This window comes from Bordetella saccharivorans (genome assembly GCF_045862855.1).
GTDB lineage: Bacteria > Pseudomonadota > Gammaproteobacteria > Burkholderiales > Burkholderiaceae_B > Bordetella_A > Bordetella_A petrii_F.
Genome location: NZ_BAAFZO010000001.1, coordinates 917,160 through 942,254, shown reverse-complemented (window position 1 = coordinate 942,254; position 25,095 = coordinate 917,160). Strand labels below are relative to the sequence as shown.

Here is a 25,095-nt window from a genome sequence, read left to right as displayed (position 1 = left end):
CCTGCGCCGGGCGGGGCCGGCGCAGGGGCGCGAGGGGGGCGGGCCGGGAAAGGCCTAGCGGACTTCGCGGGCCTCGACGTCGATCACGTCGCCGCGCGGCGGCGTGAACGGCGCCGCGCCGGAGCCGAACGGGCCGGGACGCGAGGTCTGGCGCTGGCTCCAGTAGGCGCGCACGCCGAACGGCTTGCCGCGCACCTTGGCGACGATGTACAGGATGCCCACCGCGATCGCGGTCGAGATCATGAATACCAGCGCCATCAGCATGCCGGCCAGGGCCAGGACGGCGAACGCGACGGCGCGGAGAAGTCGGGAAATAGTGTCGATCATGATGGTCGGATGCAAAACAGGACAAAAGGTTCCCGCGTATCCGCTATCCTTGGGGGTAGCGGCCGGCGAAAAGCCGTCCTGCCTAGGGAATCTGAGTAATGAGTATAACGACAGCGCAAATCCGTGCAGCGTTGCGGGCAGTAACAGATGCGTTTTCCGGTCAGGATCTGGCCTCGTTTGTAAGGGACAGTGACATCCACCTGGGCGGCGACACGCCGTCGGTCACAATTACAGCGGGGTATCCGGCGGGGGTCGCGGCCGCCGGGATCGAGCGCACGGCTCGCCAGGCCCTGGCCGCCGCGGGCGCGCCCCAGGCCCGCATCACGGTCGACTGGGCCGTGGCCGCGCATGCCGTGCAACGTGGCCTCAAGCCGCTGCCCAACGTGCGCAATATCGTCGCCGTGGCGTCGGGCAAGGGCGGCGTGGGCAAGAGCACCACGGCCGTCAACCTGGCGCTGGCCCTGGCGGCCGAGGGCGCCGCGGCCGGCATCCTGGATGCCGACATCTACGGGCCCAGCGTGCCGACCATGCTGGGCATCACGGGGCGCCCCGCCAGCCACGACAACAAGACCATGGAGCCCCTCGAGGCCCATGGCCTGCAGGCCAATTCCATCGGTTTCCTCATCGACGCGGATGCCCCGGCGATCTGGCGCGGCCCCATGGCGACCCGGGCGTTCGAGCAGTTGCTGCGCCAGACCAACTGGCGCGACCTCGACTATCTCGTCATCGACATGCCCCCCGGCACGGGCGACCTGGCGCTGACCCTGGCGCAGAAGGTGCCGGTGGTCGGCGCGGTGATCGTCACCACGCCCCAGGACCTGGCGCTGCAGGACGCCCGCAAGGGCCTGCGCATGTTCCAGAAGGTCGACGTGCCGATCCTCGGCATCGTCGAGAACATGGCGGTGCACGTCTGCTCGCAGTGCGGCCATGCCGAGCACATCTTCGGCGCGGGCGGCGGGCAGCGCATGGCCGAGCAGTACCAGGCGCCCTGGCTGGGCAGCCTGCCCCTGGCGCTGGACATCCGGGCCCAGACCGATTCGGGCCGGCCCACGGTGGTGGCCGATCCCGCCGGCGAGGCCGCGCGCCGCTACCGCGATATCGCCCGCAAACTGGCCGCCGGCATTGCCGCGTTGCCGCGCGACATGGCCGGCAAGCTGCCGCCCGTGGTCGTCCAGCCGCCCGCGTGACATGCGGGTCCGGGCTGCTCTGCTCCTGGTCGGCCTGCTGGCGGCGGCGGGCGGCGCGCGCGCGCAGGGGCCCGAGGTCATCATCGACCCGGGCGGCGTGCCGCCGGAAGCCCTGCAGTCCATCACCGAGGCCGTGGCCGCCATCACGCGCCTGGCCGAAGACCAGGACGGCGGCGAAATCAACCGCCTGCGGCGGCGCGCGCGCGACGCCACGGTGGCCGCGCTGGCCACGCAAGGCTATTTCGCGCCCGTCGTCACGCTCGATGCCGGCACCGCCCTGGGACGGGAAACCTGGGACATCGCCATCCAGCCCGGCGAGCGGGCGGTGGTGGCCTCGGTAGACCTGAAGTTCACCGGGCGCGTGACGCGTCCCGAATACGCCGAGCGCGTCGCGGCGCTGCGCAAGGGCTGGTCGCTGCCGGCGGGCCGGCCGTTCGTCAACAGCGAATGGAACCGGGCCAAGGCGGCCTTGCTCGACGCCGTGGCCTCGCGCGACTTCATGCTTGCCTATATGTCCGACTCGGATGCGGTGGTCCATGCCGACACCGCGGAGGTGCGCCTGTCGGTGACCATCGACAGCGGGCCGCTGGTGCGCATGGGGCCGCTCAACACGCAGGGCTTCCGGCGCGTGCCCGATTCCTTCGCGCGCCGCTACGTGCGCTACCGGGAAGGCGACACCTACAACCAGGAAAAGCTCGACGACTGGCAGCAGAAGCTGCAGGCCACCTCGTTTTTCCGCGGCGCCTTCGTGACGCTGGGCAGCCCGGCGGCATCGACCGCCCAGCCAGCCGCCACGCATACCGATGAAGCCCGCGCCCCGGGGTCCACCGGCCTGGCCGCCGCGACGCCCGGCGGCGATCCTGCGGTGGCGGGCGGTCCGGCCAGTACGGCGCGGGCGCCCCGCGATTCGGATGGCGTGGTCACGCTGCCGGTCGATGTGCGGGTGGTCGAGGCTCCGGCGCGCCGGGTGGCCACCTCGCTGGGCGTGGACGACGAGGCCGGCGTGCGGGCCGAGGTCACCTACCGGCAGAACGTGGTGTTCGGCCATCCCGTGACGCTCGAGAGCGGCGTCAGTGTCGACCGTCTGCGCCAGCGCGCCTACGCCGACCTGTATCTGCCGCCGGACGAAAAGGGCCAGAAGGATTCGATCGGCGTGCTGGCCGACCATTCCGACATCCAGGGGCTGGATGTGCGGCGCTTCGCGCTGGGCGCCACGCGGCTGCGCGAGCGCAAGGGCGCAGGCGACAGCCGGGTCGAATACGAGAATCGCTGGGGCGTGCTGCTGGCGCACGATCACGTCAAGATCGACGGCGGCGAAGAGTACGACCTGCCCACCGCCACGCTGACCTCGGAATGGCTGCGTCGCGACGTCAACAACAAATACGATCCCCGCGAAGGCAACCTGATCGCGGTCGGGGGCGGCGTGGGCGTCGTGCTCGACACCGGCAAGCCCTATTTCCGCGCGCGCCTGCGCGGCCAGCAGTGGTGGCCGGTGGGCGAGCGCGACGTGCTGACGATCCGCGGCGAAGTCGGACGCGTGTGGTCCGACTCCAAGACCCGCGTGCCGGATGATTTCGGCTTCCGCACCGGGGGCGCGCGTTCCATTCGCGGTTATCGCTACCAGAGCATCGGCCTGGACAAGGACGACGCCGTCGTCGGCGCGCCCACGCTGGCCGTGGCCAGCATCGAGTACGACCATTACTTCAACGAAACCTGGGGCATGGCCGCCTTCGTCGATGCCGGCGACGCGGCCGAGTCGTTCGGCGAGATGCGCATGAACGTCGGCTACGGCGTCGGCGCGCGCGTGCGCACGCCGGCCGGTCCCCTGTTCCTGGACCTGGCGTATGGGCAGCGCGAGCGCGACCTGCGCCTGCATTTTTCGCTGGGGATCGCATTTTGACCCGCCTGCGCGCCATCTTGCGCCACTTGCTGGTGTGGTGGCTGCCACTGCCCATCGCGCTGGTGGTGCTGCTGTGCGCGTTCGCCCTGTGGCTGACCGGCACGCAGCCGGGCACGCGCATGCTGCTGGGCGCGGTCGCGCAGCAATTCGACGGCCGGGCCGAACAGGTGCACGGCAGCATTCTCGGCGGCCTGCAGGTCGGCCGGTTGCAACTGGCCCTGCCCGGGACCGAGCTCGATATCGCCGACCTGCGCCTCGACGTGCACTGGCGCGCGCTGGGCCGGCGGCAGCTGCATGTGCGCGAATTGTCGGCCGGCGCGGTGCGGGTGGCGCTGATGCCCACGGACGATTCGTCGCCGCCGGCAGAGCCATTCGTCGCGCCGGCCTTGCCGGTGGAGGTAGTGGTCGATCGCCTGGCCCTCGGGACGCTGGACCTGGCCATCGACGGCGCGCCCCTGCCGGTGGCGGTGGGCGGGCTGGCGGCGTCGCTGGCGGCCGGCCCGCAAAGCGCCCGCCTGCAACTGGCCAGCCTCCACCTCGGACACGCCCAGGCCGAAGCCGACCTGCAGGGGCAGGTCGAACTGCTGCAGATGGCCGAGCCCTGGCCGTTGCGCGGCCGGCTCGATATCGCCGCGCGCGGGGTCGGCGCCGACTCTCCACTGTGCGCCAGCCGCATGCTGGCCGCGCGCGATGCGTCGTCCGGCAAGCCGGCCCGCCCGGCCAAGACGAAGCGGGCCAAGCCGGTCCCCCCCGCCGAGCCGGCGCGATCCGCGGCGCCGCAGGCCGGCGCCGCGTGCGCGGCCACCTTGCGCGCCGAGGCCGAAGGTTCGCTGGCGCAGCTGGATGTCTACCTGGACGGCGCGACCGCCGACGGCGCCTTGACGCTGCTGGCGCAGGCCGGCCTGGCATTCGGCCAGCCGTTCCCGCTGCGCACCGCCAACCTGAACCTGCGCCTGGCCGACAAGTCCGGCGTGATGGCCACGCTCGACCGCCAGCCGCTGCCGCTGCAGCCCGGCGTCGACCGCATGGTGGCGACGCTGGATGCCGATCGCCTGGATCTCGGACGCTTCCTGGGCGACGCGATTCCGCCCGCGCTGCTCAGCGCGCGCATGGCGGTGGACGCCCAGGTGACCGGGGCGCTGGATTTGCGGCAGGCCTATGTCGAGGCGACCCTGGCCAAGGGCAGCCGCTGGAACCGGCAGGCCCTGTCCGGCACCTTGAAGGGACGCATCGAGGCGGCGCCCGCGCGCGGGACGGCGCCCGCCGCCGCCCCGGCCACCGCGCCGGCCGATCCGCTGGCCGGTTTCGCGCTGCACGACCTGCGACTGGACCTGGCCCTGGGGCGCAACCGCGTGCGGGCACAGGGCGAGTTCAGCCAGGGCGACGCCGACCTGGCCCTGGATGCCGATGCGCCGGCGCTGGACGCATTCTGGCCGGGCCTGCCGGGCGGCGCGGCGCTCAAGGGCGAGCTGCAAGGGCGCATGGAGCAGCATCGGGGCAGTCTGTCGGCGCGCTATACCCCCGAGGACGCGCGCGCCGATACGCTCGGCCGCGCCCCGATGCGCGCCGAAATCCGCTTCGCGGGCGGCTGGGGGACCGGCCAGCCCGGCCAACCCGATGCCGGACTGGCCGGCTGGCGCGGCACCGTCGAGCAGCTCACGGCAGACTCGATGGGCTTCGCCGCGGCCTTGCGGCCGGTCGCCGTGTCATTCCTGCCGCAGGCCGCGGCGCCGCAGTGGCAATGGCAGGCGGGCGCCACCGAACTCACGCTCACCCTGCCCGACAAGCAGCGCGCGCTGATCTCGCACCAGGGCTCGCGGGGCGGCGCGGGGCGCTGGGAAAGCGCCGGCCGCGCCGACAACCTGGTCATTACCGCGTCGATGCTGCGGCAAATCATGCGCGCGCTCGATCCGCAAGCTGCCGCGCGCGCCGCCCGGGCCGGACAGCGGAGCGTCAATGCCCGCCCGTCCGACGGCGAGCGCCGCATTGCCCTGGACGCCTCCTGGGACCTGCGCTTTGCCGGCGCGCTGGCGGGCAAGGCGCGCATCGTGCGCCGCGACGGTGACCTGCGCATCCCCGGCGACCCGCCCATCCCGTTGGGGCTGACGAACCTGGTGCTGGACCTGTCGGCCACGCCCACCAGCGCCGGCGCCAGCCGGCTCGACGCGACACTGGATGTGCGCACCGCGAAGATGGGCACGATCTCCGGTTCAGCCTCGGGCGCCCTGGCCGGGCTCGGCCTGGACATGCGGCGGCCCGTGCGCGTCGACCTCGACGCCGATATCGCCGACCTCACCTGGGTCGACCTGTTCGTGGGCGACACCATGGAGGTGCGCGGCAAGCTGCAGGCCAGGGTCAGCGCCCAGGGCACGCCGGGCGGCAAATGGAATGCCTCGGGCACCATCAACGGGCAGGCGCTGCGCGTGGTCCGCATCGACGACGGCGTGCGCCTGATCGACGGCACGCTGGCGGCGCGCCTGGACGGCACCCGCCTGGTACTGGATTCGCTGCGCTTCCCGGCGTCGCTGCGCGTCATGCCCGACGAATGGCGCACCCGCGAATGGGTCACCGAAAACCCCGATGCGAAGAACGGCTATGTCGAGGCCACGGGCCATTGGGACTTGCTGGCCTCCCAGGGCCTCGTCAACGTGAAGCTGCATCGCTTCCCCGCGCTGCAGCGTTCCGACCGCTACGCGATGGTGTCCGGCACTGTCGCCATCGATGCCCAGCTGCCGCGGATCTCGATCACCGGCGACTTGAAGGCTGATGCCGGCTGGTTCAGCCTGGAAATCCTGCAAGGCGTGCCCGCGCTGGACGACGACGTCCGCGTCATCCGTGCCGGCGAGGACGAGCAGGCGCGCGAGTCCCCCATCCAGATGCACATGAACCTCAAGTTCGACATGGGCCCGCGCTTCTATATCACCGGCATGGGGCTGGACGCCGGCCTGCTGGGCGCCATCGAGATCCAGATGGCCGACGGCAGGCTGACCGGCATGGGGGCGCTGCGCACGCGCGGCGGCGGCATCGAGGCATACGGGCAGAAGCTGCGCCTGCGCCGCGGCACGCTGACCTTCCAGGGGCGGCTGGACAACCCGCTGCTGGACATTGAGGCGTTGCGCACCGGCGAGCAGGTCGAGGCCGGCGTCAAGGTCACGGGCACGGCGCAGCGCCCGCGCATCGACCTGGTGTCCTATCCCGACGTCAGCGACGTGGAAAAGCTGTCGTGGCTGGTCCTGGGCCGCGGGCCCGACGAAAGCGGCAGCGACGCGGCGCTGCTGCTGTCGGTGGGCACCGCGCTGCTGGGCGGCGGCCAGCCGTTCTACCGGCAGTTCGGACTGGACGACGTCAGCATCCGCTCGGGCGCCATCGGCAGCTCGGGCAGCCTGCTGCCCGACCGGACCGTCGCCAGCCAGGTCAACCTGGACAGCGACAGCGACCTGGCGACCCAGTTCCTGGTGGCCAGCAAGCATTTCTCCAATGGCATCACGCTCAGCGTCGAGCAGGCCATGGCCGGTTCCGAGACCGTCGGCCGCGCCAGCTACCGGCTGGCGCGCGGCCTGTCGCTGGACATCAAGGGCGGCGCGGTCAACGGCATCGCCCTGGTGTACCGCACCTTCTTTGCCGACTGAACCGGGCCTGGCGGGCCGTCCTTGATCCGGCCCCGCCGGGCCCGGCCCGCCGAAACGATAAAATAGCGGACAATCAACCTGGGCACCCCACCATGAGCATCAAAAGCGACCGCTGGATCCGACGCGCGGCCGAGGCCGGCATGATCGAACCGTACGAGCCCGGGCAGGTGCGCACCGCCAACGGCGACCGCATCGTCAGCTATGGCACCAGCAGCTACGGCTACGACGTGCGCTGCGCCGACGAGTTCAAGATCTTCACCAACATCAATTCCACCATCGTCGACCCCAAGCAGTTCGACGAAAAATCGTTCGTCGACTTCAAGGGCGACGTCTGCATCATCCCGCCCAACTCGTTCGCGCTGGCGCGCACGGTCGAATATTTCCGCATTCCGCGCAGCGTGCTTACCATCTGCCTGGGCAAGAGCACCTATGCGCGCTGCGGCATCATCGTCAACGTGACGCCGCTCGAACCCGAATGGGAAGGCCACGTCACGCTCGAGTTCTCCAACACCACGCCGCTGCCCGCCAAGATCTACGCCGGCGAAGGCTGCGCGCAGATGCTGTTCCTGGAAAGCGACGAGGTCTGCGAAACCTCCTATCGCGATCGCGGCGGCAAGTACCAGGGCCAGCGCGGCGTCACCCTGCCGCGCACCTGATCACCCGGCCGCGGCCGGCCGCAGGTAGTCGATATCCCATTCGGTTTCGCCTACCTGCACGAAGCCGTGGCGGCGATAGAACCGGTTCGAATCGCTGCCGCGCAGGGCGCCCACCCGCAGCGCCAGGCCCGCCGCGTCGGCCTGCGCGATGATATGCCGCATCACCTGGCCGCCCAGGCCCTGGCCGCATTCCGCGGGCAGCAAGTACAGGTGGTCGAGCCGTAGCGCGCCGTCCACGGGACGCGCCGCATAGAAGCCGATGCGGCTTCCGTCGCGTTCGATGCCGTATGTCCAGGCAGGGTGGAAATTTTCCCGCAGCCGTTGCCGCGAACGCTGCGGGTCATAACGGCCCAACTGCTCCAGGCTGGCCCGCATCGCGGCGGCGCGCAGCTCGGCCAGGGCGTCGAAGTCCGATTCGGCGACGGGCCGGTAGACCAGGCTGCGGACCGTCACGGCGGGCTGTTTTCCACGGTCGAGATCGCGTCATAGCCTTGTCCCAGGAACTGCAGGATGCACAGGCCATGGCCGAACGGGTCGCACAAGTGGGCGATGCGCCCCCATGCATGGGTTTGCGGCGGATCTTCCAGCACCGCGCCGGCCGCCACCGCCGTGTCCACCGCGGCGTCGACGTCTTCCACCACGAAATCCAGGTGCACCGGCGTCCAGTGGCGCGCATAGTCGCGGCCGCCCGCCACCGTGCCGGCCGGGCGGGTGCCCTGCGCCTTGCGCAGCAGGTAGATGGGCGCGCCCGCGCCGGTCAACTCGGCGCCATCGGCGCCAAACCGGCGCGTGACTTCGAACCCGAAAGCGTCGCGATAGAACTGGATGGCGCGGTCCAGGTCATCGACGTCGATGTTGATGAGGACTTGCATGCGGCCTCCAAACCCGTGTGGCGTTGCGTACGCGCAACAAAAAGGCGTGTCGCTTGGTGTCAGTATCGCGCGGCGGCTTGGCCGCTTCAAGGCGATTTGCACCCTGCCACGCCGCTATCGTGGCGCCGGGCGAGGGCGTGACATGGCGTTGGGGTTCGTAACGAGGCTCGAACAGGGGGCGCGCACGCGCTGTTGCCCGCTAAACCCGCCAAATATAATGGACTTACCTGATCGCCGGTTGCCGGCGCGGGAGGCAACGATGCTAGGTTTTCTGAAAAAGACGCAGGAAGTCGACGAAGAGGTGCAGGACGAGTTCATCGAGCGCGTCAACGGCGCGGCCCAGGCCTTCCTGGCCGCGGTGCCGGACACCTCGTCATTCGATTACTCGGTCGCCAGCGTGACCGCCCTGGACGGCGTGCTCGAACAGGCGCACCAAGGCGCCCTGGCCCTGACACCGATCCAGTCCGTGGGCGCGGCTGCTTACCTGTACGAAGTCGCGCGGCGTCATTATGGCGGCCTCTACGAGGTCTGCGACGACGAAGATCCGGTCGTGCTGGTCACCGGCGAGCCCGACTTCGACGTCTGCCTGTGCGCCATCTCCAAGGTAGAGCGCCGCATCCGCCACGGCGCGGCCGAGTCGCTGCCGGAATTCTTCCAACACTACGTGCGCGCGGTCATGGACCGCGCCTCCGTCACTATCCGCTGACGATTCGCCGGCGTCCCCCGCCAGCGTGCGCCACGCCATGCCAGCAGCCTGCGCTGCCGCGCCGCGCCGCGCCGGGCCGCGCCAGGCATGCCGCGTGCTGCGCCGGCCTGCGGCCGGGGGCAAAGCGTCCTACAATTCCCCTCCGTGTAAAACCGCCGTCCGCGCCGGTTCGCCCCTCTGTCACCCTGCCGTCCCCGACTGGCAGTACACTCGCCTCCGTTTTGCCTCGCCCCCAGGAGCGCCCGCATGAAATTCCGCTTCCCCATTTTCATCATCGACGAAGACTATCGTTCCGAGAACGCCTCGGGCCTGGGGATTCGCGCGCTGGCCTCCGCGATCGAGGCCGAGGGCGTCGAGGTGATCGGCGTCACCAGCTATGGCGACCTCAGTTCGTTCGCCCAGCAGCAAAGTCGGGCCAGCGCCTTCATCCTGTCGATCGACGATGAGGAATTCGACGTCGACTCGCCGGAGGACGTGGCCAGCGCCATCAAGAACCTGCGCGCCTTCATCGGCGAACTGCGCTTCCGCAACGCCGACATTCCCATCTACCTGTACGGCGAGACGCGCACCTCGGAACATATTCCCAACGACATCCTGCGCGAGCTGCATGGGTTCATCCACATGTTCGAGGACACTCCCGAATTCGTGGCGCGCCACATCATCCGCGAGGCCCGCAGCTATGTCGACGGCCTGCCGCCGCCGTTCTTCCGCGAACTGGTCAACTACGCACAGGACGGCTCATATTCGTGGCACTGCCCCGGCCACTCCGGCGGCGTGGCATTCCTGAAGAGCCCGGTGGGGCAGATGTTCCACCAGTTCTTCGGCGAGAACATGCTGCGCGCCGACGTCTGCAACGCCGTGGACGAGCTGGGCCAGTTGCTGGACCACACCGGCCCGGTGGCCGAGTCCGAGCTGAACGCCGCGCGCATCTTCCATGCCGACCACTGCTTCTTCGTGACCAACGGCACGTCCACGTCCAACAAGGTCGTCTGGCATGCCAACGTGGCCGCCGGCGACGTGGTGGTGGTGGACCGCAACTGCCACAAGTCGATCCTGCACGCCATCACCATGACGGGCGCGATCCCGGTGTTCCTGCGGCCCACCCGCAACCACCTGGGCATCATCGGGCCGATCCCGCTGGAGGAATTCGACCCCGAGAACATCAAGAAGAAGATCGAGGCCAACCCGTTCGCGCGCGAAGCCGCCAACAAGAAGCCGCGCATCCTGACGCTCACCCAGAGCACCTACGATGGAGTCATCTACAACGTCGAGATGATCAAGAAGCAGCTGGGCGACTACGTCGACACGCTGCACTTCGACGAAGCGTGGCTGCCGCACGCGGCCTTCCACGAGTACTACCAGGACATGCACGCCATCGGCCAGGGCCGCCCGCGCCCGCAAGAGCCCATGGTGTTCGCCACGCACTCGACCCACAAGCTGCTGGCGGGCATTTCGCAGGCGTCGCAGATCATCGTGCAGGAGTCCGAGTCGCGCAAGCTCGACCGCAACGTGTTCAATGAAGCCTACCTGATGCACACCTCCACGTCGCCGCAGTACGCGATCATCGCCTCGTGCGACGTGGCCGCCGCCATGATGGAGCCGCCCGGCGGCACCGCGCTGGTGGAAGAGAGCATCCGCGAGGCCATGGATTTCCGCCGCGCCATGCGCAAGGTCGAGTCGGAATTCGGCAAGAACGACTGGTGGTTCAAGGTCTGGGGCCCCAACCGGCTGGTTTCGGAAGGCATCGGCAACCGCGACGACTGGGTGCTGGAAGCCAACGATCACTGGCACGGCTTCGGCGAGCTGGCCGACGGCTTCAACATGCTCGACCCGATCAAGGCCACCATCATCACCCCGGGCCTGGACATGTCGGGCAGCTTCGGCGAAACCGGCATCCCCGCCGCGCTGGTCTCGAAGTACCTGGCCGAGCACGGCGTGGTGGTCGAGAAGACGGGCCTGTACTCGTTCTTCATCCTGTTCACCATCGGCATCACCAAGGGACGCTGGAATACGCTCTTGACCGCCTTGCAGCAGTTCAAGGACGACTACGACCGCAACCAGCCGCTGTGGCGCATCCTGCCGGAGTTCTGCCGCGGCCACCGCCGCTACGAGCGCATGGGCCTGCGCGACCTGTGCCAGCAGATCCACGAAGCCTACCGCGAGCGCAACGTGGCGCGCCTGACCACCGAGATGTACCTGAGCGACATGGTTCCGGCGCTCAAGCCGTCGGACGCCTTCGCCCGCATGGCGCACCGCGAGGTCGAGCGGGTCGAGATCGACCAGCTCGAAGGCCGGGTCACCGGCGTGCTGCTCACGCCGTATCCTCCCGGCATCCCGCTGCTGATTCCGGGCGAACGCTTCAACCGCACCATCGTGCAGTACCTGCAGTTCGCCCGCGAGTTCAACGAGCGCTTTCCCGGTTTCGAGACGTACATACACGGCCTGGCCGAGGACACCGGCCCGGACGGCACCAAGCGCTATTACGTGGATTGCCTCATCGAAGACTGAGGCCGAGACACGTAAGCAGAGGCCGCGCCCCCGGGCGCGGTTTTTTTTTCAGCCGCCGACGCGGAACTGCGGCAGCGCCATGCCGTCCGCCAGCGCTTCGAACACCACTTCGACGCGCGCGCCGATCGCCACCGCCTGCGGTGGGGAATCGACGATGTTGGCGATCATGCGGGCGCCTTCGTCCAGGTCGATGGCGGCCACGACATAAGGCAGGCGTTCCTTCATGTGGGCGTTGGGGGCGCGGTGGTTGACGGTGTAGGTGTAGATGGTGCCCTTGCCGCTGCACGCCAGCCAGTGCAGCTCGTCCGACAGGCAGGCGATGCAGAAGCCGCGCGGGTAGAACTGGCGCGCGCCGCAGGCCCGGCATTCCTGGATGACCAGCCGGCCGGCGGCGGCGGCTTCCCAGTAGGGGCGGGTGACGTCGGTGGGTTGCGGGACGGGACGCTGTGCGGTGTTCATGGTCAGACTCCCAGGATCATGGTGGTATTGGCGGAGAACACCAGCCCCGGCGCGTGCACCAGCGCCAGCCTGGCGTCGGGCAATTGCCGCTCGCCGCATTCGCCTCGCAGTTGCTTGACGGCCTCGATCACCAGCAGCATGCCGAACATGCCGGGGTGGTTATAGGACAGCCCGCCGCCCGAGGTATTGATGGGAAACGCGCCGCCGGGCGCCAGGCGCCCGCCTGCCACGAAGTCCTTGCCTTCGCCGCGCTTGCAGAACCCCAGTTCTTCGAGCGACTGGATCACGCCGATGGTGAAGTGGTCATAGATCTGCGCGACATCGATGTCGTCGCGCGACACGCCGGCCATCGCCAGGGCCTGTTCCGCCGTTTCGGCCACGCGCGTGTCGAGCCAGTCGCTGGTGTTGAACGGCGTGTAGTGGTGCGAGAATGCCTCCGCGATGCCGCGCACGTACACCGGCGGCCGCGCCAGGTCGCGGGCGCGCTCGGCGGCGGTGACGACCAGCGCGCCGCCCGCGTCGGTGACCAGGCAGCAGTCGCGCTGCCGCAGCGGCTCGGCGATATAGGCCGACGCGAGCACGTCGTCGATGGTCAGCGGATCGCGCTTGTAGGCCTTGGGGTTGAGCATGGCCCACTGGCGCGCGGCCACCGCCACCTCCGCGAAGGCCTGCGGCGTGGTGCCGTAGCGGTGCATGTGCAGGCGGGCCACCATGGCGTAGTAGCCGATAGGGCTGAGCTGCCCATAGGGGGTGATGAACTGGCCGCGCGGGCTGCGCGCGTCCTCGGCCGTCACGCCCAGCTTGCGCGAGCCGTCCGACAGCTGGGTGCTGCCGTAGGTGATCAGCGCTACGTCGCACATGCCGGCCTGGATGGCGGCCATGGCGTGGCGGATGTGCAGCACGTTGGACATGCCGCCCACGTTGGTGGAGTCGACGTAGCGGGGGCGGATGCCGAGGTATTCCGCCACCTGCAGGCCCGAGAACCTGTCGTCGGTATGGGCGAACACGCCGTCGACGTCGCGCAGGGCCAGTCCGGCGTCGCGCAGTGCCCGCTGGGCGGCCTGGCCTTGCAGTTCCAGCGCGCTCAGTCCGGGCACCTTGCCCAGGTCCGATTCGGCCGCGCCGACGATGGCGACGGATCCCGATAAGTGTTTGGTCATGGATAATTCCCGTCCTTGGTTGTGCTGGCAGGCGCCTACAGGGATCGCGCGATCAGTTCGCGCATGATCTCCGAGGAGCCGCCGTAGATGCGGTTGGGGCGCACGTCGGTATAGGCCCGCCCGATGGGGTATTCGCGCATGTAGCCGTAGCCGCCGTAGAACTGCATCAGGTCGTCGATGGCGCGCGTGGCTTCGGTGGCCCAGAGCTTCGCCATGGCCGCGCCGGCGGCATCCAGTTCGCCGGCCATGTAGCGCCCGATGCAGTCGTCCACGAAGGCGCGGGTGGCGGCGGCCAGGGCCTTGATGTCGGCCAGCTTGAAGCGGATATGCTGGTTGTCGATCAGCGCCTTGTCGAAGGCGCGCCGCTCCTTGGTATAGTCGATGGTCCAGTCCAGCGCGGCCTCCAGCGCGGCGGCGCAGCGCACGGCGATCATCAGGCGTTCCCGGACCAGTTCTTTCATCAGGTAGCCGAAACCCTGGCCGGGCTCGCCCAGCAGCGTGTCGGCCGGCACTTCCATGTCCTGGAAGAACAGTTCGCAGGTGTCCTGCGCCTTTTGCCCGACCTTGTCCAGCAGGCGGCCACGCTTGAATCCGGGCGTGGTCGTGTCGACCCAGAACAGGCTGATGCCGCGCGCGCCCGCGGCCGGGTCGGTCTTGGCCACTACCATCACGCGATCGGCATGCAGGCCGTTGGTAATGAAGGTCTTCTGGCCGTTGAGCAGGTAGCCGTGGGCGGTTTTCTGCGCCGTGGTGCGGATGGCTTTCAGGTCGCTGCCGGCGCCCGGTTCGGTCATGGCGACGGCGCCGACGATGTCGCCTTGTGCCATGCCCGGCAGGAAGGCGTGCTTCTGGGCCTCGGTGCCGAAGTTCAGCAGGTATGGGGCGACGATGTCCGAGTGCGTGGTGAAGCCGGTGATGCCGCTGGACAGGGAGCGGGCGATTTCCTCCAGCACCACCACGGTATAGAGAAAGTCGCCGCCGGCGCCGCCGTATTCATCGGGGATGTTGGTGAGCAGCATGCCGACCCGGCCCGCCTTGCGCCACAGGTCGCGGGGGACGTGCCCGTCGGCTTCCCATTGCGCGTGGAAGGGGCTCACCTCGTCCTGGATGAAGCGCGCGATGGTCCTGCGGAACTCGTCGTGTTCCGCGCTGAAACCTTGCCGCCGGCGCGGGCCGGCCTGGATATTCGCCATGGGGGTTCCTCAGGGTTGCGTTGATGGGTGTCGTTGTTTTCTCAGGGGCGTTGGGTGGTTGGGTTCTTGAGGCGCCCGTGCCTGCCGGCGGGGCCGGGGCGGCCACGTCGCTCGGCTCGGGCGCGCCACCAGGCGCCCTCGGCCCCCTGCGGGGGCTGCCCTCCCTCCAACTGGCCGCCCCGGCCCCGCCGGCAGGCACGGGCTCGCAGTATCTCCAGTGGGAGTTCCCAATGCCTTGCACCGGGGCGATGCATATGTCGATGTATAGGTGTCAGACACCCACCGCACATGACCTGCACAAGCAAGACGGTGCGCCAGGGGTGTCTGACACCGTCGTGCCACGGTCCCGCCGCCACGTTCATCGACGGCGTTGTCGGACCGGCGCATGTCGCTGTCGCGAGCCCCGCCCAGGACGCCCCAGGCACCCACGCCCCGGCACCTCACAACGCCCCCCATCCCAGCCTCCTTCTTGCCCACGGACAAAACCCTCCCCCTGGCACTAATGGGCAATCCCCATGTTGTCCGGCCAGTAGCGCTGCTTGACCAGGCGCTTGAGCAGCTTGCCCGATTCCGTGCGCGGCATGTCGGTCACGAAGTCGACGCTGCGCGGGCACTTGACGTGCGAGATCTGCTCCCGGCAGAAAGCGATCAACTCGGCGGCCAGCGCATCGCTGGCCGCGTCGGGATCGACCAGCTGCACCACCGCCTTGACCTCCTCGCCGAACTCCTGGTTGGGCACGCCGATCACGGCCACGTCGCGCACGGCCGGATGCAGGGACAGGCGGTTCTCCGCCTCCTGGGGATAGATGTTCACGCCGCCGGACACAATCGTGTTGGACAGCCGGTCCGTCAGGTACAAATAGCCGTCCTCGTCCACGTATCCCACATCCCCGTAGGTCGCCCAGCCGCGCTCGTTGTAGGCGTTGCGCGTCTTCTCCGGGTCGTTGTGGTACTGGAAGCTGCCGCCGCCGGAAAAATAGATCACCCCCGGCTGGCGCGGCCCCAGCTCGTTGCCGTCGTCGCCGACGATATGCACGCGGCCGAACTCCGGTGTGCCCACCGAACCCTTGTGCCGCAGCCATTCCTGCGAGCTGAGCGAAGTGCGGCCCACCAGTTCGGTGCCGCTGTAGTATTCGTACAGGATCGGCCCCCACCAGGCGATCATGGCTTCCTTGACTTCGACCGGGCACGGCGCCGCGGCGTGCACCGCGTAGCGCAGGCTCGACAGGTCGTAGCGGGCGCGCTGCGCTTCGGGCAGGCGCAGCATGCGGATGAACATCGTCGGCACCCATTGCGAATGCGTGACGCGGTAGTCCTGGATGGCGCGCAGGGCCTGCTCGGGATCGAACTTTTCCATCATGACGCAGCGCCCGCCGCCGCGCAGCACGGCCATGTTCCAGCGCACCGGCGCGGTGTGGTAGAACGGCGCGGTCGACAAGTACACCGTGTCGCGGTCGAACGCCTTCCAGGCGCTGCGCTCCGATTCGTCGGCGCGGAAGAACCGGTTGGCGGTCTCCAGCGGCCGCTTGATGCCCTTGGGCACGCCCGTGGTGCCCGACGAATAGCAGAAATCCGTGCCTTCGGGCGTGTCGGGCAGGCGGACGTCGTCGGCGTGCCCGCCGGTCCAGTCATCGTAGGACTCGAAACCCTCCAGGACATCGTCCATGATGACGCAGGTGGTGCCGCGCGCGTGGCAAGCCTCCACCGACACTTCCTGCAGGGTGTGGCGCGAGCAGAACAGTACTTTCGCGTCGGAGTCGTCCACGATGTACTGCACTTCCTCGCGCTTCAGGTGCCGGCTGACGGTCACGTAGTACAGGCCGATGCGGTGCGCGGCGCAGAGGATCTCGAAGTAGTAGGGATGGTTCTCCAGGAATACGGCGATTGAATCGCCCGTCTTCAGGCCGGCCGCCAGCAGCGCGGCCGCGCACTTGCGGCTGCGCCGTTCCAGGTCGGCCCAGCTCACCGCATAGCCGGACGGCATCATGCAATAGGCGATGCGGTCGGGCGTGTCGAGCGCATGGCGTTCTATGGGTTTCATGCAGAAGCTCCTCGCGGGTTCAATCGATGCCGGCCACGCCGTTGCTCAGGACCGCCACATTGCGCTCGTGCGCCCAGGCGCGGAACTGCACCTTGCCGCCGTCGCGCCAGGCTTCGACGCGCAGGGTTTCGCCGGGATACATGGGCGCGGAAAAGCGCACGGCGAACTGGCGCAGCCGGGCCGGCTCGCCGGGGCAATAGGTGCGCAGCAGGGCGCGCGCCGCCATGCCGAAGGTGCACAACCCATGCAGGATGGGGCGCTCGAAACCCGCCTGGGCCGCCATGGCGGGCAGCGCGTGGATCGGGTTCAGGTCGCCGTTCAGGCGGTACAGCAGGGCCGCCTGCGGCAGGCTGGGAATCAGCACCGTGTCGTGCGCGGGCGTGGCGGGCGTCGGCGGCAAGGGCTCGGGCGGCGCGTCGCCCCGGCCGAAGCCGCCGTCGGCGCGGCAGAACGACACATGTTCGATAGTGGCCAGCGGGGCGCCGCTATCGGCGTCGCAAACCTCGCGCGCGGTGACCACCAGCGCGCCTTTCTGCGCGCCCTTGTCCACCACGTGGGTGACGCGCGTGCGGCTGGTCACGGCGGCCTCCGCCGGCACCGGGGCGTGAAACGTCATGCGGTGCTCGCCATGCAACAGGCGCAGCCAGTCGATGCCGGTCCCCGGGTCGGCGGTCCATGAGCCGGGCGCGCCCACCACCGCCAGCAGGGTTGGCACCGCCAGCGTGTCCTGCTCGTATACATAGCGCAGGTCGTGTGCATCGTCCGGCTGCTGTCCGTAGCCCAGGGTCAGGGCATAGAGCATGCTGTCGCGGGTGGTGTAGCGGTCGGTGCGGTCGGCGAAATGCCAGTTCCGCAAACGTTCATACTGGATAGCCATGGGGTCGAGATCCTCCTTGGGGGTGCGCGCCGCCGGCCGGCGCAAGGGCCGGCCGGACGAGGCTTATTCCACTTTGATGCCGGCCGCCTGGATGACCTTGCGCCAGCGTTCGGTTTCCGCGCGCACGAACTGGTCGAATTCGGCGCTGCTGCCGCCGACCGGGTTGCCGCCCTGCTTGACCAGGGCGTCGCGCACGCCCGGGTCGGCCAGCACCTTGTTGAGCGCCGCGTTCAGCCGCTCGACGCGGTCCGGCGGCGTCTTAGCCGACACGAACAGCCCCAGCCAGGTGCCGCCCGTCAACTGCGGATAGCCGAGCTCGGTCACCGTGGGCACGTCGGGCATGAGGGGGCTGCGCTCGGCGCTGAATACGGCGATGGCGCGCAGCCGGCCGGCCTCGATCATCGGCTTGGCGGTGATCATGTTGTCGACCATGAAATCCACCTGCCCGCCGACCAGGTCGGTAATGGCGGGCGCCGCGCCCTTGTAGACGACGTTGATGGCCGATATGCCCAGCTCGCCTTTCAGGACTTCGCCGATCAGGTGGCTGGAGGCGCCCATCGTGGAGATGGCCATCGCGATATCGCCATTCTTCGACTTGGCGTAAGACTGCAGCGACGCCAGGTCCTTGACCGGCAGCTTGGGGTTCACTACCAGCACGCTTGGCATCGAGATGACGCCGATGACGGGCGCGAAATCCGACATCTGGTACGGCAGCTTGGAATACAGCGAGTAGTTCGCGGCATTCGGGCCCAGGCTGCCCATCACCAGCGTATGGCCGTCCGGGGCGGCATTCAGCATGCCCTGCATGCCGATGATGCCGCCGCCGCCGGCCATGTTCTCTACCACCACCGGCGAACCGAGTTGCTGGGATAGCTTTTCCCCCACTAGGCGGCTGGTCAGGTCCAGGATGCCGCCCGCCGAACTGGGCGCGATGATGCGCACCGGCTTGGACGGGAAGGGGGAGGCGGCCGGCGCCGGCGCCGCCAGCATCGCCGCCAGGCTGGCGGCTGCGGCCAGGATGGCTGTCTTGGCTTGTCTCATGGTTGTCTCCTTGGGCGCGGGCGGCTCAGTCCAGCTTGAGGGCGTTCTCCGCCACCAGCTTGTTCCATTTTTCGTATTCCGAGCGCAGGAAAGCCTTGGCCTCGGCCGGGCCGCCTTGCATCGGCGTGGCGTACAAGCGTTCGGTGTAGGCGGGGGCCTCGGCGCCGGCGTTGATCTCGGCGACCGCCTGGCTGAGCCGGCGGACGATATCGTCGGGCACCTGGGCGGGCGCCACCAGCATGTAGGACGCGCCGACGTTGAAGCCCTTCAGGCCCGCTTCGTCCAGCGTGGGCGTGTCGGGGAACACCTTCATGCGTTCCAGGCCGGTGACGGCCAGGATCTTCAGCTTGCCGGCCTGCACCAGGGGCACTTCGGTGGAGACGCTGCCGAACATCATGTCGATGTCGCCGGCCATCAGGGCCACTTCGGCGGGCGATACGCCCTTGTACGGCACATGCGTGAGCTTGGCGCCCGTCATGGCCTTGAAGAGCTCGCCCGACAGGTGGATGGAGGACCCCACGCCGGCCGAACCGAACGTCAGGAACGAATCGGACCGGGTGCCGGCCCGGATGATGTCGTCCACGCTGTTGAACGGCGAATTGGGCGGCACCACCAGCATGTTGGGCGTGGACGCTATCAGGGCGATGGGCGTGAGGTCCTTGTCCCAATCATATGAATTGCGCTTGAGGGCTGCATTGGACGCGATGTAATTGGCCCCCATGGCGATGGTGTAGCCGTCCGGCTTGGTCTGGGCCAGCGACTGGATCGCCACATTGCCGCCCGCGCCCGGCCGGTTCTCGACGATGAAGGGCTGCCCCAGCTTGCGGGACAACTGTTCGGCGTAGAAGCGCGCCAGCAGGTCGGTGGCCCCGCCAGGGGCGAAGCCGACATACACCTTGACGGGCTTGTCGGGGTAGTCGGCGCGCGCCGGCAGCGCGCCGGCGGTCGCCACGCCCAGGACCGCCGCGCACAGCAACTTCACAACAGACATTTGTCACCTCCGGATTTGTTATAGGTCTCATGCCGTATTTAATACGACATATCGAAGAGTATAACGATGTACCGGAATTAATTGCAATGAAATCCGGGTATCCGTATACTTCTCCCGTATGTCGTAGAAAATGTCCAGGTTGGCACGGGCCGTCAGGCTCCGCCGCCGCAGCTCAGCCTCCAAGGGGAAACAATGGATTTGCAACTCACGGGAAAAGTCGCGCTGGTCACCGGGTCGGGCCGGGGCATCGGTTTCGCGTCCGCGCTCGCCATGGCGCGCGAGGGCGCGCGCATTGTCATTACCGATATCAATCCGCAAGCGGTCGACGCGGCCACGCGCCAACTGGCGGACGCCGGCCACCAGGCCATCGGGGTGGTCGCCGATGTCTGCGATGCGCAGCAGGTCCAGGCCTTGGCCGAGCGCGCCGTCGGCGAGTTCGGCTCGATCGATATCCTGGTCAACAACGCCGGCTTCACCCGCGACAAGTACCTGACCAAAATGCCCGAAGCCGATTGGGACGCGGTGGTGGACACCATCCTGAAGGGCGCGTACTACTGCACCAAGGCGGCGCTGCCGTCCATGATGGAAAAGCGCTGGGGCCGGGTCATCAACATTGCCTCGCGCGCCCACCTGGGCAACCCCGGGCAGACCAATTATTCGGCGGCCAAGGCGGGGCTGATCGGCTTCACCCGCTCGCTGGCCTACGAGCAGGGCAAGTTCAACATCACGGCCAATGCCATCGCGCCCGGCTTTGTCGAGACCGACCTGATCCGCGCGCTGTCCACCTATGAAACGCTGCGCGCCAACGCGCTGGCCCGCCAGCCGGTGCAGCGGCTCGGCGCGGTGGAAGACATCGCCGACGCCGTCGCGTTCCTGGCGTCCGAGCGGGCCGGCTTCATCACCGGCGAAACCCTGCACGTCACCGGGGGCCGCTACTCGAGCTGACCCGCCGTCCACAAGAAGAGGAGACACCACAACATGCACACCCCTGACAGCCCGGCGGGCCGGCAAGCCGCGCTCCCGGACGTGGGCTATACGTTCGAATCGGCCGGCCGCACCATTTCGGAAGCCGACATAGTGCAGTTCGCCTGCCTGTCGGGCGATTTCAACCGGCTGCACGTCGACGCCGAATACGCCAAATCGACCCGCTTCGGGCAGCGCATCGCCCACGGTCTGCTGGTCCTGTCGGTGCTGTCCGGGCTGACCACCCAGACGGTCGCCTACCGCGGCCTCGAGCCCAGCGTGCTGGCCCTGATCGACCTGAACTGCCGTTTCCCCAAGCCCACGTTCATCGGCGATACCGTCCATGCGCGCGTCACTGTCACGAAATGCGTGCCCGATGCCCGGCCCGGCCGCGTCAAGGTCGTGTTCCGGCGCGAGGCGGTCAACCAGCGCGGCGAGGTCGTGGTGCAGGCGGATTTCGCCATGCTGATGCGCGCGCCGGAGGCCGCCGCATGAAGCCCTTCGCCGATCTCGCGCGCTTCATCAACCCGGTCAATGTCGTGGTGGTGGGGGCCTCGCCTCGGCCCGCCAGCCAGGGCGGGCGCCTGTATGCGAACCTGGTGCGCCACTCGCGCCTGCCTGGCCAGGTGTACGCGGTCAACCCGGCGTACAACGAGATCGACGGCGCGCCATGCTGGCCGTCGATCCGCGAATTGCCCGATGCGCCCATCGACGTGGCGCTGGTCATCGTCAACGCCGGCCGCGTGCTGGATGCCTTGCGCCAGTGCGTCGAGCGCAAGATTCCCTACGCCATCGTCATGTCCTCCGGGTTTTCCGAGGCGGGCGAGGCCGGCCAGGAACTGGAGCGGTCCATCGCCCGCCTGTGCCAGGACACCGGCCTGCACGTGTATGGTCCCAACTGCCCCGGTTTCGTCAATGTGCGCGATCGCATCGGCATGACGTTCTCGCCCGCGTTCCAGCACGACCTGAATGGCGGCGGGATCGGGCTGGCCACCCAGGGCGGCGGGCTGGGCCGCAACCTGCTGCAGGGCCTCAGCCACGGCGAAGGGGTCGGGCTGTGGTTCTCCGCGGGCAACGAAGTCGACCTGGAAATTCCCGATTTCATCGCGTGGATGGCGCAGGACCCCGCCATCAAGGTCATCGGCCTGCTGATGGAAGGCATCAAGGACGGGCGGCGCCTGACGGCGGCGCTGGACCTCGCGCGCCAGCGCGGCAAGCCCGTCGTGGTGCTCAAGGTCGGGCACTCCGAAGCCGGCGCGCGGGCGGCGCAGTCGCATACGGCCTCCATCGCCGGCAGCGCGGCGGTCAACAGCGCGGTATTCCGCCAATTCGGCGCCATCGAGGTCGAGGACCTGGACCAGTTGCTGGCCGTTACTCGGCTGCTGGCGGTGGCGGCGCCCCGGCACGGCAGCGGCTTGTGCATCTATACCTTCTCGGGCGGCACCGCCGCCCTGGCCACCGATATCGCCGGCACCGCCGGGCTGCCCATGGCCGTCTTCACCGAGCAGACGAATACGCGGCTGCGCAGCCTGCTGCCGGCGTTCGCCAATATCGCCAACCCGGTCGATACCACCGCCGACATCCTGCGCGATCCCGAAGCCGCCAACACCTGCCTGCGCGTGGTGTGCGACGACCCCAATGTCGGCGCCGTGCTGTTCCCCATCCCGATGGACTACGGCGAGGTCACCGATGGCATTGCGCGGTCGATCATCGAGGTCTCCCAATCTACCGCCACGCCCATCATCCCCGTATGGATGAGCCGACGCATGGGCGGTGGGTTCCAGTTGCTGGAGCAGCATGGGTTGCAGCCCTTCTTGTCGATATCGGGCGCCATCGGCGCGCTGTCGCGCGTCTGGCCCCGCGAGGGCTCGGCGCCGCTCGCCGCGCCGGCGGTGCCTGGCCATTCCGTCGGCGCCGCCGCGCCGCGCCAATTCAGCGAGGCGCAGGCCAAGGCTGTGCTGCGCCGCGCCGGTTTTCCGCTGCCCCGCAACGAAGTGGCCGGCACGGCGCGCCAGGCCGCCGAGATCGCCGCGCGTATCGGCTTCCCGGTGGTGATGAAGGTCGCCAGTCCCGATATTGCCCACAAGACCGAATGCGGCGGCGTGCGGCTGAACATCGATTCCGCGGCCGCCGCCGCGCAGGCCTATGACAGCATTCTCGCCGCCGTCGCCCAGGCCGCGCCTGGGGCGCGCATCGAAGGCGTGCTGGTGGAAGCCATGCTGCCGGCCGGCGGCCGCGAGATCCTGATCGGCGTGCATCGCGATGCCGCCTATGGCCAGGTGCTGACGTTCGGCCTGGGCGGCATCTTGGTGGAAACCCTGCGCGACACCACGCACCGCATGATCCCGCTGACGCACGCCGATGCGCATGCCATGGTCCGGGAGATCCGCAACGTCGCGATCCTGGACGGCGTGCGCGGGCAGCCGCCCGCCGACCTCGACGCGCTGACCGCGCTGATACTGCAAGTCTCGGAATTCGCGTCCCGCCACGCCGGCCGGCTGGTCGAGCTGGAGCTCAACCCGGTATGGGTGGGGGCGCCGGGGCAGGGAGCCATCGCGCTGGACGCGCTCATCATCGCGTCCGGCGAACTCGAGCAGGACGCCATCGAACCGGAGCAGACCGCATGACCCTACGCACCAGCATCGGCTATGCCACCACCGAAGACATCTTCGTGCGGGGCAAGAACCTGTCCACCGACATCATCCCGAATGCCGATTTCGTCGACATGGCGTGCCTGTGCATTCTGGGCCATTATCCAGAGCCCAGGTTCAAGCGCATGATGAACGTCATCCTGGTGACGTCCTGCGACCATGGCTTCACGCCTATCTCCATGGCGGCCCGCCTGACGTACCTGGGCGCGCCCGAATCGCTCCAGGGCGCGGTGGCCGCGGGGCTGCTGGGCGCGGGCGACCGCTACCTGGGCGTGACCCAGAACGTGGCCCAGATGCTCACGGAAGAAACCCACGGCCTGGCGGCCGACAGCCCGGCCGGCCAGTTCCGGGACCGCGCGCGCGACCTGCTGACGCGCTACACCGCGCAGAAGAGAAAGATCGCCGGCGTCGGGCATCCCATCCACGTCAACGGCGATCCGCGCGTCGGCGCGCTGCGCACGGTGTCGCAAGAGAACGGCTACTACGGCAAATGCTGGCGCCTGCTGGACGCCATCGCCGACGTCCACCAGGCCGAATTCGGCAAGTTCCTGCCCATCAACGGCGCCGGCGCCATGGGCGCCATCGCCGCGGACATGGGGCTGGACCCGAAGGCGGCGCGCGGCCTGGCGCTGGTGGGCCGCACCGCCGGCCTGATCGCGCACATCATCGAGGAAGCGGGCGCGCCCACGGCGCCGCAGATGTGGAAGCTGGTACTGCAGGCGGAGCAGCGCGAGCCATGAACGCCATGCCGGATCTGCCCATGAATTTCCAGTTGTCCGCGGACCAGGTGGAACTGCAGGATGCCCTGCGGCGCTACCTGCAGAGCGAGGTCGCGCCCATCGTCGACGAATATGAGGCCCAATCGCGCATGGTGCCCGCGGAAATCGTGCGCGCCATGCACGGCTTCGGCCTGCTGGGCGGCCTGTTGCCCGAAGCGAGCGGCGGCTTTGCATTGCCCATGACCACCTACGGCATGTTGATCGCCGAAGTCGCGCGTGTGTGGCCATCGTTGCGCAGCATCGTCAGCACCAGCAACCTGGCGGCTTCGGTGCTGGCCGATGGCGGCTCGCCGGAGCTGAAGGAAAAGTACCTGCCGCGCATACTCAGCGGCGAGGCGATCGCCAGCTTCGCGCTGAGCGAACCCAACATCGGCTCGGACGCCGCCAATATCGAAACGCGCGCGGTGGCCACCGCGCAGGGCTGGAAGGTCAGCGGCCGCAAGCTCTACATCAGCCTGGGCCCGGTGTGCGAACTTGGCGTGGTGTTCGTCCGGACCGGCGAGGCGGGCCGCCGCCAAGTGTCCTGCCTGTTGTTCGAGAGCACGATGCCGGGGTTCTCGGTCAGCGCGATTCCCAAGATGGGCATGCACAGCTGCCCGCTGGGCGAACTGCTGTTCGACGATGTCGAGATCCCGCGCGAGCATCTTGTCGGCGCGGAAGGCGCCGGTTTCGCGCTCGCCAAGAAGTACCTGAATATCGGCCGCTGTGTGGTGGCGTTCTCGGCGCTCGGCATTGCCGAGGCCGCCTGCGAGGCCGCGGTGCGCTATGCCGGCGAGCGAGTCCAGTTCGGCCGGCCGATTGCCGGGTTCCAGTTGGTCCAGCATATGATTGCAGACATGTTGACGCTGGTGGAGACCTCGCGCCTGCTGTGCTACAGGGCCGCCGACGCACTCGATCGCGACGCGCCCGACAGCCACATGCTGTGCTCGATGGCCAAGCGCCATGCCACCGACGCCGTGCTGCGCGTGGCCGAGCAGGCGTTGCAGGTGCACGGCGGCGCGGGCTATACGGCCTTGTTTCCCGTCGAGCGTTATTATCGCGACGCACGGCACCTGAGCATTGCCGAGGGAACCAACCAGATCCAGTCGCTGCTGATCGCGCAGAGCGTCTTGGGCGTTTCGGCCTTGAAGTGATCGGCAGCGCAATGGACGGCCC

The 25,095-nt window shown here is 68.7% G+C and carries 21 protein-coding genes; 11 read left to right on the top strand and 10 right to left on the bottom strand.

The genetic code is table 11. The annotated features are described in order from the left end of the window. Positions 1-54: 54 nt before the first annotated feature. Positions 55-327: a hypothetical protein gene (locus ACKTT0_RS04505; RefSeq protein ID WP_028352741.1), complete on the bottom strand. Its 273-nt coding sequence runs from the start codon at positions 325-327 to the stop codon at positions 55-57. 98 nt (positions 328-425) lie between these two features. Here ACKTT0_RS04505 and apbC point away from each other — a divergent pair, with 98 nt between their 5' ends. The 4 genes from apbC (at position 426) to dcd (ending at position 7,699) form a co-directional block, all read left to right on the top strand. Then, entirely contained in the window at positions 426-1,514 is a 1,089-nt protein-coding gene (gene apbC, locus ACKTT0_RS04500) for an iron-sulfur cluster carrier protein ApbC (RefSeq protein ID WP_407848473.1), read from the top strand. A gap of 1 nt (position 1,515) precedes the next feature. Then, on the top strand, positions 1,516-3,414 hold the full coding sequence (locus ACKTT0_RS04495; RefSeq protein ID WP_407848472.1) for an autotransporter assembly complex protein TamA: 1,899 nt from the start codon (positions 1,516-1,518) through the stop codon (positions 3,412-3,414). Beyond that, positions 3,411-7,043 carry a translocation/assembly module TamB domain-containing protein gene (locus tag ACKTT0_RS04490; protein ID WP_407848471.1) on the top strand — a complete coding sequence of 1,211 codons (3,633 nt, stop codon included), beginning with the start codon at positions 3,411-3,413 and terminating at the stop codon, positions 7,041-7,043. Before ACKTT0_RS04495 ends, ACKTT0_RS04490 begins: the two co-directional genes overlap by 4 nt. 92 nt (positions 7,044-7,135) lie before the next feature. After that, positions 7,136-7,699 carry a dCTP deaminase gene (gene dcd, locus ACKTT0_RS04485; protein WP_028352737.1) on the top strand — a complete coding sequence of 188 codons (564 nt, stop codon included), beginning with the start codon at positions 7,136-7,138 and terminating at the stop codon, positions 7,697-7,699. On the opposite strand, the gene ACKTT0_RS04480 is transcribed toward dcd, so the two are convergent. Both ACKTT0_RS04480 and ACKTT0_RS04475 read right to left on the bottom strand, forming a co-directional pair. Continuing rightward, entirely contained in the window at positions 7,700-8,152 is a 453-nt protein-coding gene (locus ACKTT0_RS04480; protein WP_407848469.1) for a GNAT family N-acetyltransferase, read from the bottom strand. Beyond that, positions 8,149-8,571: a VOC family protein gene (locus ACKTT0_RS04475; RefSeq protein WP_407848467.1), complete on the bottom strand. Its 423-nt coding sequence runs from the start codon at positions 8,569-8,571 to the stop codon at positions 8,149-8,151. Before ACKTT0_RS04475 ends, ACKTT0_RS04480 begins: the two co-directional genes overlap by 4 nt. A 259-nt stretch (positions 8,572-8,830) precedes the next feature. Between ACKTT0_RS04475 and ACKTT0_RS04470 the strand changes: the two genes are divergently transcribed. After that, positions 8,831-9,277: a hypothetical protein gene (locus ACKTT0_RS04470; RefSeq protein WP_407848465.1), complete on the top strand. Its 447-nt coding sequence runs from the start codon at positions 8,831-8,833 to the stop codon at positions 9,275-9,277. 246 nt (positions 9,278-9,523) lie between these two features. Further along, complete coding sequence (locus ACKTT0_RS04465; protein WP_028352733.1) at positions 9,524-11,785, top strand: arginine/lysine/ornithine decarboxylase; 2,262 nt, start codon at positions 9,524-9,526, stop codon at positions 11,783-11,785. A 48-nt stretch (positions 11,786-11,833) separates the two neighbouring features. On the opposite strand, the gene ACKTT0_RS04460 is transcribed toward ACKTT0_RS04465, so the two are convergent. The 7 genes from ACKTT0_RS04460 to ACKTT0_RS04430 form a co-directional block, all read right to left on the bottom strand. Continuing rightward, positions 11,834-12,244: a Zn-ribbon domain-containing OB-fold protein gene (locus ACKTT0_RS04460; protein WP_407848463.1), complete on the bottom strand. Its 411-nt coding sequence runs from the start codon at positions 12,242-12,244 to the stop codon at positions 11,834-11,836. 2 nt (positions 12,245-12,246) lie between these two features. After that, on the bottom strand, positions 12,247-13,404 hold the full coding sequence (locus ACKTT0_RS04455; protein WP_407848462.1) for an acetyl-CoA acetyltransferase: 1,158 nt from the start codon (positions 13,402-13,404) through the stop codon (positions 12,247-12,249). 35 nt (positions 13,405-13,439) lie between these two features. Next, the gene (locus tag ACKTT0_RS04450) at positions 13,440-14,597 is read right to left on the bottom strand and encodes an acyl-CoA dehydrogenase family protein (RefSeq protein ID WP_407848460.1); all 1,158 of its coding nucleotides are present in this window, start codon (positions 14,595-14,597) and stop codon (positions 13,440-13,442) included. A gap of 499 nt (positions 14,598-15,096) precedes the next feature. Continuing rightward, the gene (locus ACKTT0_RS04445) at positions 15,097-16,638 is read right to left on the bottom strand and encodes an acyl-CoA synthetase (RefSeq protein WP_407848458.1); all 1,542 of its coding nucleotides are present in this window, start codon (positions 16,636-16,638) and stop codon (positions 15,097-15,099) included. A 19-nt stretch (positions 16,639-16,657) separates the two neighbouring features. Beyond that, positions 16,658-17,515 (bottom strand): MaoC family dehydratase, encoded by an 858-nt coding sequence (locus ACKTT0_RS04440; RefSeq protein ID WP_407848457.1) that lies wholly within the window; start codon positions 17,513-17,515, stop codon positions 16,658-16,660. Between the two features lie 63 nt (positions 17,516-17,578). Further along, the gene (locus ACKTT0_RS04435; RefSeq protein ID WP_407848455.1) at positions 17,579-18,556 is read right to left on the bottom strand and encodes a Bug family tripartite tricarboxylate transporter substrate binding protein; all 978 of its coding nucleotides are present in this window, start codon (positions 18,554-18,556) and stop codon (positions 17,579-17,581) included. 25 nt (positions 18,557-18,581) lie between these two features. Further along, a complete protein-coding gene (locus ACKTT0_RS04430; protein ID WP_407848453.1) occupies positions 18,582-19,547 on the bottom strand; it encodes a Bug family tripartite tricarboxylate transporter substrate binding protein in 966 nt (321 codons plus the stop codon). Positions 19,548-19,739: 192 nt separating this feature from the next. On the opposite strand from ACKTT0_RS04430, the gene fabG reads away from it, so the two are divergent. The 5 genes from fabG to ACKTT0_RS04405 are packed head-to-tail and all read left to right on the top strand — an operon-like array spanning position 19,740 to position 25,073. After that, positions 19,740-20,492, top strand: a complete 753-nt coding sequence (gene fabG, locus ACKTT0_RS04425; protein ID WP_407848451.1) for a 3-oxoacyl-ACP reductase FabG — start codon at positions 19,740-19,742, stop codon at positions 20,490-20,492. 33 nt (positions 20,493-20,525) lie between these two features. Beyond that, the gene (locus ACKTT0_RS04420; RefSeq protein WP_407848450.1) at positions 20,526-21,005 is read left to right on the top strand and encodes a MaoC/PaaZ C-terminal domain-containing protein; all 480 of its coding nucleotides are present in this window, start codon (positions 20,526-20,528) and stop codon (positions 21,003-21,005) included. Beyond that, positions 21,002-23,137, top strand: coding sequence for an acetate--CoA ligase family protein (locus ACKTT0_RS04415; protein ID WP_407848449.1), 2,136 nt, complete (start codon positions 21,002-21,004; stop codon positions 23,135-23,137). Before ACKTT0_RS04420 ends, ACKTT0_RS04415 begins: the two co-directional genes overlap by 4 nt. Then, on the top strand, positions 23,134-23,901 hold the full coding sequence (locus tag ACKTT0_RS04410) for a citryl-CoA lyase (RefSeq protein ID WP_407848448.1): 768 nt from the start codon (positions 23,134-23,136) through the stop codon (positions 23,899-23,901). Before ACKTT0_RS04415 ends, ACKTT0_RS04410 begins: the two co-directional genes overlap by 4 nt. Beyond that, positions 23,898-25,073, top strand: a complete 1,176-nt coding sequence (locus ACKTT0_RS04405; RefSeq protein ID WP_407848446.1) for an acyl-CoA dehydrogenase family protein — start codon at positions 23,898-23,900, stop codon at positions 25,071-25,073. Before ACKTT0_RS04410 ends, ACKTT0_RS04405 begins: the two co-directional genes overlap by 4 nt. Positions 25,074-25,095: the final 22 nt, after the last annotated feature.

What these genes read in the sequence shown, in the direction of transcription:
- ACKTT0_RS04505 (WP_028352741.1), bottom strand. Translation starts at nt 327, where the DNA reads ATGATCGACACTATTTCCCGACTTCTCCGCGCCGTCGCGTTCGCCGTC.
- apbC (WP_407848473.1), top strand. Translation starts at nt 426, where the DNA reads ATGAGTATAACGACAGCGCAAATCCGTGCAGCGTTGCGGGCAGTAACA.
- ACKTT0_RS04495 (WP_407848472.1), top strand. Translation starts at nt 1,516, where the DNA reads ATGCGGGTCCGGGCTGCTCTGCTCCTGGTCGGCCTGCTGGCGGCGGCG.
- dcd (WP_028352737.1), top strand. Translation starts at nt 7,136, where the DNA reads ATGAGCATCAAAAGCGACCGCTGGATCCGACGCGCGGCCGAGGCCGGC.
- ACKTT0_RS04475 (WP_407848467.1), bottom strand. Translation starts at nt 8,571, where the DNA reads ATGCAAGTCCTCATCAACATCGACGTCGATGACCTGGACCGCGCCATC.
- ACKTT0_RS04470 (WP_407848465.1), top strand. Translation starts at nt 8,831, where the DNA reads ATGCTAGGTTTTCTGAAAAAGACGCAGGAAGTCGACGAAGAGGTGCAG.
- ACKTT0_RS04465 (WP_028352733.1), top strand. Translation starts at nt 9,524, where the DNA reads ATGAAATTCCGCTTCCCCATTTTCATCATCGACGAAGACTATCGTTCC.
- ACKTT0_RS04460 (WP_407848463.1), bottom strand. Translation starts at nt 12,244, where the DNA reads ATGAACACCGCACAGCGTCCCGTCCCGCAACCCACCGACGTCACCCGC.
- ACKTT0_RS04455 (WP_407848462.1), bottom strand. Translation starts at nt 13,404, where the DNA reads ATGACCAAACACTTATCGGGATCCGTCGCCATCGTCGGCGCGGCCGAA.
- ACKTT0_RS04450 (WP_407848460.1), bottom strand. Translation starts at nt 14,597, where the DNA reads ATGGCGAATATCCAGGCCGGCCCGCGCCGGCGGCAAGGTTTCAGCGCG.
- ACKTT0_RS04445 (WP_407848458.1), bottom strand. Translation starts at nt 16,638, where the DNA reads ATGAAACCCATAGAACGCCATGCGCTCGACACGCCCGACCGCATCGCC.
- ACKTT0_RS04440 (WP_407848457.1), bottom strand. Translation starts at nt 17,515, where the DNA reads ATGGCTATCCAGTATGAACGTTTGCGGAACTGGCATTTCGCCGACCGC.
- ACKTT0_RS04435 (WP_407848455.1), bottom strand. Translation starts at nt 18,556, where the DNA reads ATGAGACAAGCCAAGACAGCCATCCTGGCCGCAGCCGCCAGCCTGGCG.
- ACKTT0_RS04430 (WP_407848453.1), bottom strand. Translation starts at nt 19,547, where the DNA reads ATGTCTGTTGTGAAGTTGCTGTGCGCGGCGGTCCTGGGCGTGGCGACC.
- fabG (WP_407848451.1), top strand. Translation starts at nt 19,740, where the DNA reads ATGGATTTGCAACTCACGGGAAAAGTCGCGCTGGTCACCGGGTCGGGC.
- ACKTT0_RS04420 (WP_407848450.1), top strand. Translation starts at nt 20,526, where the DNA reads ATGCACACCCCTGACAGCCCGGCGGGCCGGCAAGCCGCGCTCCCGGAC.
- ACKTT0_RS04415 (WP_407848449.1), top strand. Translation starts at nt 21,002, where the DNA reads ATGAAGCCCTTCGCCGATCTCGCGCGCTTCATCAACCCGGTCAATGTC.
- ACKTT0_RS04410 (WP_407848448.1), top strand. Translation starts at nt 23,134, where the DNA reads ATGACCCTACGCACCAGCATCGGCTATGCCACCACCGAAGACATCTTC.
- ACKTT0_RS04405 (WP_407848446.1), top strand. Translation starts at nt 23,898, where the DNA reads ATGAACGCCATGCCGGATCTGCCCATGAATTTCCAGTTGTCCGCGGAC.